The organism is Glycomyces paridis (assembly GCF_004912155.1).
In the GTDB taxonomy this organism is placed as follows: domain Bacteria; phylum Actinomycetota; class Actinomycetes; order Mycobacteriales; family Micromonosporaceae; genus Glycomyces; species Glycomyces paridis.
Genome location: NZ_STGX01000014.1, coordinates 60764 through 75437, shown reverse-complemented (window position 1 = coordinate 75437; position 14674 = coordinate 60764). Strand labels below are relative to the sequence as shown.

15 protein-coding genes are annotated in these 14674 nt (G+C 71.7%); 14 read left to right on the top strand and 1 reads right to left on the bottom strand.

Features of this window, described 5'->3' with window-relative positions; translation table 11 throughout:
- Positions 1-9: 9 nt before the first annotated feature.
- From E9998_RS18115 to E9998_RS18050, 14 genes are all read left to right on the top strand, one after another.
- A complete protein-coding gene (locus E9998_RS18115; RefSeq protein WP_136531106.1) occupies positions 10-1074 on the top strand; it encodes an ABC transporter substrate-binding protein in 1065 nt (354 codons plus the stop codon).
- Positions 1071-1949, top strand: coding sequence for an ABC transporter permease (locus E9998_RS18110; protein ID WP_136531105.1), 879 nt, complete (start codon positions 1071-1073; stop codon positions 1947-1949). Before E9998_RS18115 ends, E9998_RS18110 begins: the two co-directional genes overlap by 4 nt.
- Positions 1925-2689 (top strand): ABC transporter ATP-binding protein, encoded by a 765-nt coding sequence (locus tag E9998_RS18105; RefSeq protein ID WP_136531104.1) that lies wholly within the window; start codon positions 1925-1927, stop codon positions 2687-2689. The genes E9998_RS18110 and E9998_RS18105 overlap by 25 nt, the downstream gene beginning before the upstream one ends.
- Positions 2686-4071: an LLM class flavin-dependent oxidoreductase gene (locus tag E9998_RS18100; RefSeq protein ID WP_136531103.1), complete on the top strand. Its 1386-nt coding sequence runs from the start codon at positions 2686-2688 to the stop codon at positions 4069-4071. The genes E9998_RS18105 and E9998_RS18100 overlap by 4 nt, the downstream gene beginning before the upstream one ends.
- A 231-nt stretch (positions 4072-4302) precedes the next feature.
- Positions 4303-5403 (top strand): ABC transporter substrate-binding protein, encoded by a 1101-nt coding sequence (locus E9998_RS18095; RefSeq protein ID WP_136531102.1) that lies wholly within the window; start codon positions 4303-4305, stop codon positions 5401-5403.
- Positions 5400-6191, top strand: coding sequence for an ABC transporter ATP-binding protein (locus E9998_RS18090; RefSeq protein WP_136531101.1), 792 nt, complete (start codon positions 5400-5402; stop codon positions 6189-6191). The genes E9998_RS18095 and E9998_RS18090 overlap by 4 nt, the downstream gene beginning before the upstream one ends.
- Entirely contained in the window at positions 6181-7068 is an 888-nt protein-coding gene (locus E9998_RS18085; RefSeq protein ID WP_136531100.1) for an ABC transporter permease, read from the top strand. The genes E9998_RS18090 and E9998_RS18085 overlap by 11 nt, the downstream gene beginning before the upstream one ends.
- A 97-nt stretch (positions 7069-7165) precedes the next feature.
- Positions 7166-7987 carry an ABC transporter permease gene (locus E9998_RS18080; RefSeq protein WP_204745519.1) on the top strand — a complete coding sequence of 274 codons (822 nt, stop codon included), beginning with the start codon at positions 7166-7168 and terminating at the stop codon, positions 7985-7987.
- Positions 7960-8706 carry an ABC transporter ATP-binding protein gene (locus E9998_RS18075; RefSeq protein ID WP_136531098.1) on the top strand — a complete coding sequence of 249 codons (747 nt, stop codon included), beginning with the start codon at positions 7960-7962 and terminating at the stop codon, positions 8704-8706. Before E9998_RS18080 ends, E9998_RS18075 begins: the two co-directional genes overlap by 28 nt.
- An 11-nt stretch (positions 8707-8717) precedes the next feature.
- Positions 8718-11039, top strand: coding sequence for an arylsulfatase (locus tag E9998_RS18070; protein ID WP_136531097.1), 2322 nt, complete (start codon positions 8718-8720; stop codon positions 11037-11039).
- A gap of 41 nt (positions 11040-11080) precedes the next feature.
- Positions 11081-12061, top strand: coding sequence for an ABC transporter substrate-binding protein (locus E9998_RS18065; protein ID WP_136531096.1), 981 nt, complete (start codon positions 11081-11083; stop codon positions 12059-12061).
- Between the two features lie 86 nt (positions 12062-12147).
- Positions 12148-12681 carry a rhodanese-like domain-containing protein gene (locus tag E9998_RS18060; RefSeq protein WP_136531095.1) on the top strand — a complete coding sequence of 178 codons (534 nt, stop codon included), beginning with the start codon at positions 12148-12150 and terminating at the stop codon, positions 12679-12681.
- A gap of 66 nt (positions 12682-12747) precedes the next feature.
- Positions 12748-13419 carry a hypothetical protein gene (locus E9998_RS18055; RefSeq protein WP_136531094.1) on the top strand — a complete coding sequence of 224 codons (672 nt, stop codon included), beginning with the start codon at positions 12748-12750 and terminating at the stop codon, positions 13417-13419.
- Positions 13420-13589: 170 nt separating this feature from the next.
- Positions 13590-13880 carry a hypothetical protein gene (locus E9998_RS18050; protein WP_136531093.1) on the top strand — a complete coding sequence of 97 codons (291 nt, stop codon included), beginning with the start codon at positions 13590-13592 and terminating at the stop codon, positions 13878-13880.
- A 22-nt stretch (positions 13881-13902) separates the two neighbouring features.
- On the opposite strand, the gene E9998_RS18045 is transcribed toward E9998_RS18050, so the two are convergent.
- On the bottom strand, positions 13903-14628 hold the full coding sequence (locus tag E9998_RS18045; RefSeq protein ID WP_136531092.1) for a hypothetical protein: 726 nt from the start codon (positions 14626-14628) through the stop codon (positions 13903-13905).
- Positions 14629-14674: the final 46 nt, after the last annotated feature.

Sequence of the window (14674 nt, the reverse complement as noted above, 5' to 3'; positions counted from 1 at the left end):
CCGAACCCGATGCCATCCAACGCAACCCGACGCACACTGCTCGCCGGCGCCCCGGCCGTCGCCGCCCTGGCGCTCGCCGCCTGCACCGACGAGCCGAGCGGCCCCGTCCTCAGCGCCGACGCCGACCTGCCGACCGCCGTGCCGAAAGGGACCAAGCTCGTCATAGGCGACCCGTCCCAGCAGCTCGCCTTCGAGCTGTCGGGCCTGGTCGACCTCCTGACCTTCGAATACGAGTGGGCCAACATCTCCGGCGGACCCAAGTCCTCCGAGGCCTTCCGCGCCAGGTCCCTCGACATCAGCTCCGTCGCCGACATCCCCCCGATCCACGCCACCTGGACGAACCTCCCCATCAAGATCGTCGCCGCCGCCGGACGCGTCGACCCGCTCGAACACCCCATCTACGACCTCGGCGTCGCCCCCGGCGTCGACGTGACCACGGTCGAGGACCTGCGCGGCAAGAAGATCGCCTTCTCCCCCGGCCAAGCGCAGGGCGCGCTCATCCTGCGCGTCCTCGACAGCGCCGGACTCGCCAAGGAGGACGTCGAACTCGTCGAACTCCCCAGCACCGCCGACACCTACTCCAACGCCCTCGCCGGCAACGAGGTCGACGTCGCCCCGATCGGCGGCACCCAGGTGCGGTCCTACCTCAACAAGTACGGCTCCGACGGCGCCACCACCATTCCGCACGGCCTCCGCGACGACCCGTGGACGCTGTACGCGCCCGTCGAAGTCCTCGAAGACGCCGACAAGGCCGCCGCCATCGCCGAGTACGTGCGCCTGTGGGGCGCCGCGAAGCTCTGGACCCGCGCCAACCGCGAGGAGTGGATCAACGCCTGGTACGTCGAGCACGAAGGCCTGCCCTACGAGGACGGCGAGTACCTGTTCGACCGCGAGGGCGAACCGGACTTCCCCGAGACCTGGGACGAGACCATCGAACGCCACCAGGAGACCATCGAGGTCGTCGCCGCGGGCACCGGGAATGAGCCCTTCGACGCCGCGACCATCTACGACCGGCGCTTCGAGCCCCTCGTTGCCGAGGGCATCGCCGAATACGGCGAAGGGGGCAACGCGTGACCGCCGTCGACACCGCGGACCAGGAGGTCCGCCCCAGCCCGGCACCGCCGCCCGAGCACGACGAGGCCGCCAGCGGGCGCGCCTCCCGCCCCAGGGGCCGGCGCCGCCTCGGCCCCGGCAAGGCCATCCCGCTCGGCTACCTCGTCGGACCCCTCCTGCTCCTCGGCGTCTGGAGCTGGGGCTCGGCCCAGGGCTGGATCGACCCGCGCATCCTCTCGGCGCCGTGGACCGTCGTCGCGACCGCATGGGACCTGTGGGAGTCGGGCCGGCTCGGCCCCGACCTGCTCGTCTCGGCCCGCCGCTTCGCACTCGGCCTCACCTTCGGGGTGCTCGCCGGGCTCGCGCTCGCGATCGTCTCAGGCCTGAGCCGCTGGGGCGAGGCCATCGTGGACGGACCGGTGCAGATCAAGCGGTCCATCCCCAACCTCGCGCTGCTGCCGCTCCTGCTCCTGTGGTTCGGCATCGACGAGCGGATGAAGATCATCACGATCGCGCTCGGCGTGCTCATCCCGATCTACATCCACACCCACAACGGCCTGCGCTCCATCGACGGGCGCTACGCCGAACTCTCCGAGACGCTGCGCCTGCGCCCCGCCTCGTTCCTCGGCCGCGTGGTCCTGCCCGGCGCCCTCCCCGGGTTCTTCCTGGGGATGCGCTTCGCCGTCACCTCCTCGTGGCTCTCACTGGTCGTGGTCGAACAGGTCAACGCCACCAGCGGCATCGGCTACATGATGCTGCTGGCCGGCACCTACGGGCAGACCGACATCATCATCGTCGGCCTCGTCCTCTACGCCCTGCTCGGCCTCACCTCCGACACCGTCGTCCGCATCGTCCAGAGGAGGGCCCTGACATGGCGACGCACACTGGAGGACTGACCGCCACCGCGGCCGTCCGCACCAGGAACCTGTACCGCTCCTTCACCGACGACCGGCCCGTCCTGGCCGGGCTCGACCTCACCATCGAGCGCGGCGAGTTCGTGGCCCTCCTGGGCCGCTCGGGCTCGGGCAAGTCCACGCTCCTGCGGGCCCTCGCGGGCCTCGACCAGGACGCGACCGGCACGGGCGACATCGAAGTGCCCGAACAGGTCTCGGTGGTATTCCAGGACTCCCGGCTCCTGCCGTGGCAGCGGGTCCTGCGCAACGTGGTCCTCGGCCTCGAAGGCCCCGGCGCCAAGGCGAAGGGCAAGGAGGCCCTCGCCGAAGTCGGCCTCGAAGGGCGGGAGCGGGCCTGGCCGCGCGAGCTGTCCGGCGGCGAGCAGCAGCGGGTGGCGCTGGCGCGCTCGCTCGTGCGCGAACCCGAACTGCTCCTGGCCGACGAGCCCTTCGGGGCCCTGGACGCCTTGACCCGCATCAGGATGCACGGCCTCCTGCGGGCCCTGTACGAACGCCACCGCCCCGCGGTCCTGCTGGTGACGCACGACGTGGACGAGGCGATCGTCCTCGCCGACCGGGTCCTGGTCCTCGACCAGGGGCACGTGCGCACGGAGCGGCGCATCGACCTCGACGGCCCCCGCGACCCCTCTGACCCGCGGTTCGCCGCGATCCGCACCGAGCTGCTGTCCGCGCTGGGCCTCGACAGCCCCCGCACCACCGAAACCGAGAAGGAGGAGTCATGACCGACGAGCCGAGGCAGTTGCACCTCAACGCGTTCCTGATGAACACCGGGCACCACGAGGCGTCCTGGCGCCTCCCCGAGTCCGACCCGTACTCGTCCACGTCGATCCGCCACTACACGCGGCTCGCGCAGATCGCCGAGCGCGGAAGGCTCGACTCGATCTTCTTCGCCGACTCGCCGACCCTGTGGGGCACCATCGGGCGCCGACCGTCCGGCTCCCTGGAACCCACGGTGGTCCTGGCGGCGATCGCGGCGCAGACCGAGCGCATCGGCCTGATCGCCACGGCCTCCACGACGTACAACGAGCCGTACAACCTGGCGCGGCGCTTCGCCTCGGTCGACCACCTCTCGGGCGGCCGCGCGGGGTGGAACATCGTCACCACCGCCACATTGGACGCGGCGCGGAACTTCAACCTCGACGAGCTGCCCTCGCACGCCTCGCGGTACGCCCGCGCCGAAGAGTTCCTGCAAGTCGCCAAGAAGCTCTGGGACTCCTGGGACGACGCGGCCGTGCTGGCCGACAAGGAGTCCGGGCTCTGGGGCGACGACCGGCTGCTGTACCCGGCCGGGCACGAGGGCGAGCACTTCCAGGTCGCCGGGGCGCTCAACGTGCCCCGGTCCCCGCAGGGGCACCCACTGCTCGTGCAGGCCGGGTCCTCCGAGGACGGGAAGGCGTTCGCGGCCAACCACGCCGAGGCGATCTTCACCGCCCAGCAGACCCTCGCGGAGGCGCAGGCGTTCTACGCCGACATCAAGCGCCGCGCGAAGGCCGCCGGGCGCGACCCGGACGCGGTGCTCGTGCTGCCGGGCATCGTCCCGGTCCTGGGCGCCACCGAGGCCGAGGCGCGGGAGCTGGAGGCCGAACTCGACCGGCTCATCGTCCCGCAGTACGCGCTGAACAACCTCGCCAAGCAGCTCAAGCTCGACCCGTCGGAACTCGACCTCGACCGCGAGCTGCCCGAGCACCTGCCGACCGAGGACGAGATCGAAGGCGCCAAGAGCCGCTTCACGCTCATCGTGGACCTGGCGCGCCGCGAGCGCCTGACGGTGCGCCGGCTCATCGGCCGCCTCGGCGGCGGGAGGGGGCACCGGACGTTCACCGGCACCCCCGAGCAGGTCGCCGACGCGATCTTCGAGTGGTTCGACGGCGACGGGAACGGCCTCGCCGCGGACGGGTTCAACATCATGCCCGCCGTGCTGCCCTCGGGCCTGGAGGCCTTCGTGGACCAGGTGGTGCCGATCCTCCAGGACAAGGGGCGCTTCCGCACCGAGTACGCCGGGAGCACGCTCCGCGAGCACTACGGCCTGGCCCGCCCGGAGAACCCGCGGCGCCGCGAGGCCCTCGAAGCGGCGGTCAAGGGCGTCCTCGCCCACTCCCGCTAGCGCCGCAAATGGGACGGAACCGTCCCATCTACCGGAATCCCTTTGGGACGGCGCGCGTTTCGCGAGCCAGACCACCGTCTCCGCGACCACATCGCGGGACGCGGGTTGCCCCGGCCTCCGGGGCAACCCTATTATTCCCACTAGATTAGTCGGAGTAGTCGGACTACTAGGAATTCCCCGGCAGGGTCCTTCCGCTCCGCCGACAATCCCTACAACGCAGAGAGACTCCCCATGAGCAACGCCAGCCCGCGCCCCCTCAAGCGCCGAAGCGTCATCGCCGCCGCAGGCGCGGCCCTCGCCGCCGCCCCCGTGCTCGCCGCCTGCGGCGAGGACGAGGACGGCGCGAAGGCCGCCGCCGACGCCGACGCCTCGACCGCCAGCGGCACGATCCGCCTTGGGTACTTCGGGAACATCACCCACGCCCCCGCCCTCGTCGGCCTCCAGGCCGAGGTCTTCAAGGACGCCCTCCCCGCCGAGGTCACGATCGAGGAGACCGTCTTCAACGCCGGCCCCTCCGCGATCGAGGCGCTCTTCGCCGACGCCATCGACATCTCCTACATCGGACCGAACCCGGCCATCAACGGCTGGGCCCAGTCCGGCGGCCAGGCCCTCCACATCATCGCCGGCTCCACCTCCGGCGGCGCCGGCCTCGTCGTCAAACCCGACATCACCGAGGTCGAGGACCTGCGCGGCAAGGCCCTCGCGACGCCGCAGCTGGGCAACACCCAGGACGTCGCGGCCCGCTACTGGCTCAAGGACCAGGGCTTCGAGACCGACGAGAACGGCGGCGGCGACGTCTCCGTGACCCCCGTCGACAACGCCGAGGTCGCCGCGGCCTTCGACGACGGCACCGTCGAGGCGGCCTGGGCCGTCGAGCCGCGCTACTCGCAGCTCATCCTCAAGAACGGCGCCGTCGAGTTCCTCAACGAGCGCGAGCTGTGGGAGGGCGGCGAGTTCGTCACCACCCACATCATCGTCTCCAAGACGTTCCTCGACGCCCAGCCCGCACTCGTCAAGGCCTTCATCGAAGCGCACGTCGCGGCCCTGGACTACATCGAAGCGAACCCCGAGGAGGCCCAGACCGCCTCCAACGACCGCATCGAGGCCCTCACCGACAAGCGCCTGGACGACGACGTCATCGCCGCCGCCTTCGCGAACCTCAGTTTCACCGCCGACCCCCTCGCCGCCTCCCTCCAGGGCAGCAAGGACCACGCGGTCGAGGTCGGGCTCCTTGACGACGTCGACCTCAAGGGCATCTACGCGCTCGACGCCCTCAACCAGGTGCTCGCCGACCGCGGCGAAACCGAAGTCTCGGCGGGTGACCTGGCATGACGCAGACCCGCACCGAAGCGCGGGTCGCCGACACCGCCCGGGCCCCAGGAGCCGTGGTGCTGACCGACGTGGTCAAGCGCTACGGCCGGGGCCCGGGCGCCGTCACGGCCCTCGACGGCGTCTCCCTCAGCGTCGGCCCCGGCAGCTTCACCTGCCTCCTCGGCGCCTCCGGCTGCGGCAAGAGCACCCTGCTCTCGCTCGTCGCCGGACTCGACGACATCTCCGGCGGCGCGATCGAGCACGTCGACCAGCCGGTCGCCATGATGTTCCAGGAGTCGGCGCTGTTCCCGTGGCTCACCGTCGCGGGCAACGTCGAGATCGCACTGCGCGTGAGGGGCGTCGGTCGGGCTGAACGACGCGACCGCGCGCAGGAGCTCCTGGAGACCGTGCGGCTCACCGGGTTCGCGCACAAGCGCCCCCACGAGCTGTCCGGCGGGATGCGCCAGCGCGTGGCCCTCGCCAGGGCCCTCGCGCAGGACGCCTCGGTCCTGCTCATGGACGAGCCGTTCGGCGCGCTCGACGCGATGACCCGCGACATCCTGCACGACGAGCTGGAGCGGATCTGGCGTGAGCAGCATCTGACGGTGCTGTTCGTGACCCACAACGTGCGCGAGGCGGTGCGCCTGGGCGACCAGGTCGTGCTGCTGAGCTCGCGTCCGGGCCGGGTGCTCAACGTGTACGACGTCGAGATGGACCGGCCGCGGCGGATCGACTCGGCGCCGGTGGCGGCGCTGGCCGCCGAGATCACCGACGCGCTGCGCGAGGAGGTGTCGCGCCATGCCGGTTGAGGCCGTGAAGAAGGAGAAGGACACCTCGCAGAACTGGGTGGCAGGGCTGGACGAGCTGGAGCGGACGCCGGTGACCGAGACGCGGCTGGGGCGCCTGGGCGCGCGGCTGTGGTCGGGCACGTGGCCGAAGGTCCTGGCGCTGGTGCTGGTGATCGGCTCGTGGCAGCTGCTGTTCCTCAGCGAGTGGAAGGCGCCGTGGGTGCTGCCCTCGCCGCTGACGGTGTGGGAGGACCTGGCCGCGTACGCCGCGACGCCGGACTACTGGCAGGCCATCCTCATCACGTTGCAGCGGGCGCTGACCGGTTTCGCGCTGTCGGTGCTGGTGGGTTCGGTGCTGGGGATCGCGGTGGCGCGGTTCAAGCCGCTGCGGGCGGCGATCGGGTCGCTCATCACCGGGCTCCAGACGATGCCGTCGATCATGTGGTTCCCGCTGGCGATCCTGCTGTTCAAGATCTCGGAGTCCGCGATCCTGTTCGTGGTGGTGCTCGGGGCGGTGCCGTCGATCGCGAACGGGATCATCTCGGGGATCGACTACGTGCCGCCGGCGTGGAAGCGGGTGGGGGCGGTGCTGGGCATGAAGGGCTTCGGCCTGTACCGGCACGTGATCCTGCCCGCGACGCTGCCGTCGTTCGTGTCGGGCCTGAAGCAGGGCTGGGCGTTCGCGTGGCGGTCGCTCATGGCCGGGGAGCTGCTGGTGATCGTGGCCGGGCAGGGCTCGGTGGGCGCGCTCATGCAGGGCGCCAGGGAGTTCAACGACGCGGCGCGGGTGCTCACCTGGATTCTCACCATCCTGTTCATCGGCATCCTGGTGGATGCGGTGTTCAGGGCCGCCGACGACCGCATCCGCAGGTCTTGGGGCCTGCACCAGGACCGCTAGACCGCTTCAGACCTTCACAACCGCACAGAGTTTCCCCCCGCCGGACCGTCCGCACCTTCGGCCGGCGGGGGGATCCCCGAAACCCGTTGGGGCCATCGTGACCACAATTCCCATCAAGAACATCGGACAAGTAGACATACGGTCTGTCGCCGCGAAGCTGCGACTCGACCGACTCCGCGTCCTCATCGGACCGGTGGTCCTGGTCGCGCTGTGGCAGATCGGCTCGGCCACCGGGCTCATCCCCGAGCAGACCCTCGCCGCGCCCTCCACCGTCATCGCCGCGGGCGGCGAGCTGCTGGAGACCGGCCGCCTCCAAGAGCACCTGCTGGTGTCGCTCGGCCGCGCCGCCGCGGGGCTCGCGCTCGGCGTGGGCGTCGGCGCGTTCCTCGCCGTCGTCGCCGGGCTCTTCCGCCTCGGCGAGGACCTCATCGACGGCCCGATGCAGATCCTCCGCGCCATCCCCGCGCTCGCCCTGGTGCCGCTGGCGATCGTGTGGTTCGGCATCGGCGAGGAGGTCAAGATCTTCCTGGTCGTCTTCGCGACCGCGTTCCCCGTGTACGTCAACACGCACGCCGCGATCCGCGGCCTCGACCCGCGCTTCGCCGAACTCGCCCGCACCGCCGAACTCGGCAGGCTCGGGCTGGTGCGGCAGGTGATCCTGCCCGGGGCGCTCCCGGGGTTCTTCACCGGCCTGCGGTTCGCGACCGCGATCTCCTGGCTGGTCCTGGTCGTCTCCGAGCAGATCAACGCCACCAGCGGCATCGGGTTCCTCATGACCCAGGCCCGCAGCTTCGCGCAGACCGACGTCATCGTCGTCGGCCTCGTCGTCTACGGCCTCCTCGGCCTCGTCTCGGACCGCCTGGTCCGCCTCATCGAAGGGAGGGTCCTGCCGTGGCGACGGACCTTCGAAGCGCGCTAGACGCGGACCTCGCGGCCCCGGCCGCCGTGGCGGTCAGGGGACTCGACAAGTCCTTCGGCGCCCAGCACGTCCTCAAAGGCGTGGACCTCGACATCGCCCCCGGCGAGTTCGTCGCGCTCCTGGGCCGCTCGGGCTCGGGCAAGTCCACGCTCCTGCGGGTCCTCGCGGGCCTCGACACCGAGTTCGACGGCGAGGCGAGCGTGCCGAAGCGCAGGGCCGTCGCGTTCCAGGACGCCCGGCTCCTGCCGTGGAAGCGGGTCCTGGAGAACGTCCTGCTCGGACAGAAGGGCGCGGCCGCGAAGGCCCGCGGCGTCGAGACCCTCGCCGAAGTCGGCCTGGCCGACAAGGCGAAGGCCTGGCCGCACACGCTCTCCGGCGGCGAGGGCCAGCGCGCCGCGCTGGCGCGGGCGCTGGTGCGCGAGCCCGAGCTGCTGCTCCTGGACGAGCCGTTCGGGGCGCTCGACGCCCTGACCCGCTTGAAGATGCACGCGCTGCTGCGGCGCCTGTGGGCCGTGCACCGGCCGTCGGTGCTGCTGGTGACGCACGACGTGGAGGAGGCGGTCGCGCTCGCCGACCGCGTCATGGTCCTCACCGAGGGCCGCATCTCGCTGGACGCGCGCGTCTCGCTCCCCGAACACCTCCCCCGCCGCTCCCCGGAGTTCGCCGATCTGCGCGACCGGCTCCTGGGCGAGCTGGGCGTGGCCGAATCCGAACGTTGAGGCAGGACAGCATGAGCATTCCCGAGTACGCCCGCGGTTACGAGGGCTTCGAAGGCGCCGTGGGGCGCACCTCCGACGAGTCCGAGCCGTGGTGGCCCGAGGAGCCGACCGCCCCCGAGGGGGCGCCGAACATCATCGTGGTGCTCCTGGACGACATGGGCTACAGCGACATCGGGCCGTTCGGGTCCGAGATCGACACGCCGAACCTCGACCGGCTCGCGGCCTCGGGCGTGCGGCTGTCGAACTACCACACGACGCCGGTGTGCTCGCCCGCCCGCGCGGCGCTGCTGACCGGGCTGAACCCGCACCGGGCCGGGTACGGGTCGGTCGCGAACGCCGACCCGGGGTACCCGGGGCTGCGCCTGGAGCTGGCCGACGACGTGTTGAGCCTGCCGGAGGCGCTGCGCGCCAACGGGTACGCGACGTACGCGATCGGCAAGTGGCACCTGGCGCGGGACGCGAACCTCGCGCCGGGGCGCACCCGCGACTCGTGGCCGCTCCAGCGCGGCTTCGACCGGTACTACGGGTCGCTGGAGGGCCTGAACTCGTTCTTCCACCCCAACCAGATCACCGTCGACAACGACGCCTCGCCCGTGGAGGAGTACCCGGACGGGTACTACCTCACCGACGACCTCACCGACCAGGCCGTCTCGTACCTCAAGGGCCTGCGGGCGCACGACGCCGACAAGCCGTTCTTCCTGTACTTCGCGCACGTCGCGATGCACGGGCCGCACCAGGCCAAGCCCGAGGACATCGCGAAGTACCGCGGCAGGTACGGGACGGGCTGGGACGCGGTGCGCAAGGCGCGCTTCGCGAAGCAGCTCGCCGAGGGGCTCTTCCCCGAGGGGACCGAGGCCGCGCCGCGCAACACCGAGCCCGGTTACGACGCGCCCGAGTGGGACTCGCTGAGCGCCGAGGAGCAGGACCGGTACGCGCGGTACATGGAGGTGTACGCGGCGATGGTCGACAGCGTCGACCAGTCGGTGGGGCGCATTCTCGACACCGTGGAGGCGTTCGGGGAGTTGGACGACACGATCGTGGTGTTCACTTCGGACAACGGCGGCACCGCCGAGGGCGGTCCGGTCGGGACCCGCTCGTACTTCTCGCAGTTCGTGCACCACCCGGTGCCCGGGGACTGGGAGCGCGACGTGGCCCACGACCCGTCGCTCATCGGCTCGGCGAAGCTCGGCGTGCACTACCCGCGCGGCTGGGGCCAGGCCTCGAACACGCCGTTCCGGTTCTACAAGGGGCAGACGTTCGCCGGCGGGGTCAGGGTGCCGTTCATCGTGTCCTGGCCCGCGGGGCTCCCCCGCGAGGACGGCGACGACGGCGTGCGGGACCAGTACGGGTACGTCACCGACGTCTACGAGACGCTCCTCGACCTCGCGGGTGTCAAAGCGCCGGGCCTGCGGGCGGGCCGCGAGGCGAAGGAGCGCGACGGCGTGAGCCTCGCAGAGGTGCTGCGCAAGAAGGACCTTGAGAGCCCGCACCGCGAGCAGTACGCCGAGTTCGGCGGGCACCGCGGCTACTACCGGGACGGCTGGAAGCTCAACACGCTCCACGCGCCCGGCACGCCCTTCGACGACGGCGAATGGCAGCTGTTCCACGTCGCGATGGACCCGACCGAGCTGCGCGACGTCGCGGCCGAGCACCCCGAGCTGGTGCGCGAGCTCGCCGCCGCGTGGGAGGAGGCCGCCTGGCGCAACACGGTGTTCCCGATCCAGAACGGGTTCGGGGCCCGGCGCCGCCGACCCTCCGAGGCGCGGCTGTCGAAGCCGGTCCGGCTCCTGCCGGGCACGCCGGTCCTGGAGCGGTACCGGTCGGCGCAGCTCGTCCAGTACCGGTCCTTCACCGTGGACGCGGAGCTCGCCGACGACGGCGGGGACGGCGTGCTCGTCGCCCACGGCGACCCGCAGGGCGGGTACGCGCTCTATGTGGAGGACGGGCGGATCCACTTCGGGTTCAACCAGTACGGGCGCGTCAGCGGCATCGACGCCGAACTCCCCGCCGGGACCAGGCTCATCCGCCTCAGGGCGCAGGCGACACCGAAGCTCCGCTGGGACTTCACCGTGTCCGTGGGCGACGGGACGGGCGAGCCCGCCGCGGTCGCCGAACTGCCCGGCCGCTTCCAGCTCGTCGGCATGGCCCCCTGGACCGGCATCTCCGTCGGGCGCGACGCCCGCGGGCCGGTGCTGTGGGACCTGCGCGAACGGCGCGGCCTGTTCCCGTTCAACGGCGAGCTCTCCGCCGTCACCTACACCCCCGGGCCGCTCGCGTTCGGTCCCGAGGCGATCAAGGCGATCCAGCGCGAAGCCGAACTGGCCGCCGACTGAACCCCAAGGCCCACAACCGAATCCCATCGAAAGGCACGCACATGACCACCCGCAGAACAATCCTCGGCGCCACCGCCGCAGCCCCCCTCGCCGCGCTCGGCCTCGCCGCGTGCGCCGAGGACGGGGGCTCCGGCGGCGTGACCCTGCGGGTCGGCGAACTCGGGGCCACGCCGGTGACGCAGGAGCTGTTCAAGGCCGCGGGCCTGGACGGCGACCTGCCTTACACCATCGAGTGGAAGCAGTTCGTCAACGCCGGACCGGAGTACATCGAGGCCGCGGGCGCCGAGGCCGTCGACGTCGGCTTCACCGCCGACACCCCCGTCATCTTCGCGGCCTCGAACGGCGTGCCGCTCAAGGCCGTCGCCGCGACCACCGTGGACGACCCCGCGACCTCGTTCAACGCGATCCTCGCCGGGCCCGGCACCGCGATCGCCTCCGTCGCGGACCTCAAGGGCCGCAAGGTGTCCTTCCAGGAGGGCACCATCACGCAGTACCACGTGGTCAAGGCCCTCGAATCGGTCGGGCTCACGCTCGACGACGTCGAGACCGCCAACCTCCCGGTGGTCGACGCCAACACCGCGCTCGCCAACGGCGAGGTCGACGCGGTCGCGACGCTCGGCATCTACTGGTCGCAGGCCGAACTCGCCGGGGCGACCCTCGTCGCCACCGGGGCCGACTACTTCCCCAGCATCGGGCTCCTCTCGGCGCGCACCGCGATCATCGAGGACGAGGCGTACGCCGACGCGCTCGCCGACTACATCGACCGCTACGGCCGGGCCCAGCGGTGGCGCTACGAGAACGTCGACGCGTGGGCCGAGCAGTACGCCTCGCTCACCGGCCTCCCGCTCGAAGTCGTCGCCGCCACCGAGAACCGCGCACCGGTCACCTTGGGCCCCATCACCGACGAGGTGATCGCGTCCCAGCAGGACCAGTCCGACGGGTACACGGCCCTCGGGATCATCGACGAACTCGACGCCGCCGACCAGTTCGACGACCGGTTCGCCGGGGCCTTCGAGGCCTGACCCGCAGACGGTCGGCGGCGGGGTTCCCGATCAGCTCGCGGGAACCCCGCCGCCGACGCCGCACCACCGCAACCGAAGGAGAGGCCATGCCCACCGCTTCCAAGTCCTACGTGGACGCCAACGCCGCGAGGCAGCTCGTGGCCGACCACGGCGCCGTCCTCGTGGACGTGCGCACCCCCGGCGAGTTCGCCACCGAACGCGCCGAAGGCTCCCGCAACATCCCGCTCCCGCTCGTCAAAGCCGCCCAGGCGGCGCTCGGCGAGGCCGAACGGCCCGTGATCCTGCTGTGCGCCTCCGGCACCCGCGCCGGACAGGCCAAGGACCTCCTCGGCGAGGAGACCGGCGTCCCCGTCCACATCCTCGAAGGCGGCCTCACCGCCTGGAAGCGCGACGGCGCGCCCGTCGAGAGTTCGGGGCGGCGAGTCTGGGGCATGGAACGCCAGGTCCGCCTCGCCGCCGGCGCACTGGTCATCGCCTTCGTGGCTTTGAGTCTCGCGTGGGAGCCGCTGAAGTGGCTCGGCGCGGCCATCGGCGCGGGCCTCGTGGTCGCGGCCGTGACGAACACCTGCGCGATGGCCCGGGTCCTGGCGTTCCTGCCCTGGAATCGCCGAGCGGCCTGAACGGGCCGGGCCCGGCTGGCGTGCGCCGCTTAGGCTGGGCCCTCCCCGACCCGACCGGAGCAGCCCGTGCACGCCGATCCTCACCCGAACCCCGGGCGGCCGTTCAGCGTCGGCCGCGAACTGGCACTCGCCGCGCTCGGCCCGGCGGCGGTGCTCGTCGCGGTCATGACGAGCCGGTGGATCGAGTACTTCGGCTCCGAAGCGGTCCGCGACCGGTGGCTGGAACCGAGCTACCTCCTGCTCCTCCTCGCCGCGGTCGCCGTCGTGGCCTCGGTCCTGCTGAGCCGGATTCGCGCGCGGCGCGGCCTCTTCCGCGTCGTGGTACCGCTCATCGGGGCATTCGGCGCCTTCTGCTTCTCGGTCGTACTCGGCGACGCCGCCCTGCACCAGCGCGGCGTCGAGGTGACCTGCCACGTCGAGACGGTCCACCACATCGCCGCGACCACCGGCCGCGGCGGCCACGGCCCCCAGACTTCGCACGGACTCGACTGCGGCGCTTGGCCTTTCGCCTCCCTCAAGACCGCCCGCGATGCCGAACTCGCCATCGGCTCGCCGGTGCAGGTCACCCACGACCCGCTCGAACGCGTCGACCCGGCCGTGGGCGGCGTCGACGCCAACGGCGAACTCATCTGGTCCGGGGTCGGCACCGCCGCCATCGCCGTCTCAGTAGCCGCCTGGCTCCTGGCCGCCGACGACGGCCGGCTCCGCAACCGAATCCTGCGCAGGCGAGAACCCTGATCTCAGAGAATCCGGTCTAAGCTCGGCTCGCGGCGCACGCCCGGCGCCGCGAGCCCGGACGAATCCAGACTGGACCCCCATGCCCCGCACCTCCGGCCGCAAGCGGCACGCCGTCCCCTTCGACCTCCGCCGAGAGCTCGTGCTCTCACTGCGACGGGGAGCCGGAGCCGATGTCTGGCCACGACTTCCTCTGCACCGGTTGGGACCCCGTCGAACTGGACACGTACCGCGACGAGCAGCTCGAAATGAGCGAGGCCCGGATCGTGGTCTTCGACCCGCTCGGGCGCGTGGACCCCGACTTCGACGACCCGAGCGCGCTCCGAGGCGCGGCCCTCCTGTCGCTCGCGGTACTGCTCTTCGCCGGTGCCGCTGTCGCGCGGCTCTTCATCGTGGATGACGGCACCGTGGCACGCGGCATCGTCACGGCATTCGGCCGTGTCCGCAGACGGCTCGTGGGCTGAGGCGCGCGACGGCGGCTCCGCTTCACCAGTGCCGATCGCAGCATTCGACGTGCAGGTACATGGAGGGGTTGCGACGGTCGGTCCCCTTACGGCCCAGGTCGACCTCGATGCACCAGTGGGTTGCGGGATAGCGGGACCGGTCGGCGGGGGCCTCCTCGACCAGCGCCCGGAAGAGGTGCCCCTGGCGGTCGAAGGCGGTTCGGGTACCGATGACGAAGAGCGTGTCCGCCGCGGTCCGCCAGCGCAGGTGGTCGTTGAACTCGCGGTGGTGGATCCGGTGGTGCTCGACGTCCGGGAGCTCGGGGAACGGCTCGGGTCCGACTTCGATCGTGTGGGGGCGCGGGCGGGTGAGGGCGCCTCGGACGGCCTTCCAGTCGGCGGTGCGGAATCCGAGGGTGCGGTGCAGGAGCACGAGGTCGTGGGGTCGGGCGTCATCGTGGGCGTCGCAGGCCGATCCTGAGCGCAGGGGCAGGTGGACGATGCTGCGGGGTGAGCGGGCCGCGAGCCACCAGGCGGCGGCGAGGGCGGCCGCGTCGGTCTTGTCCGCCGAGATGCCCGCGTACCGGTCGTGGAGGTGCAGCGTGGCGTGCGTGAAGGCCCGCGCCGGCTGGATCACGCGATGCGTGGTGGGACCGAGGCGCGCTTCGCTCACCGTCGTCTCCCAGCGCAGTCCCGCGAGTCGCATGGCGGCCTCCTCTCCGGAGGTCATGGTAGGTGCGGGGTGCGAGGCGCTCCGGTCGTCGTTCACCGCGCGGACGCTGTGAGGTGGGGCGTCATTCCTCGCCCGTTCGCGG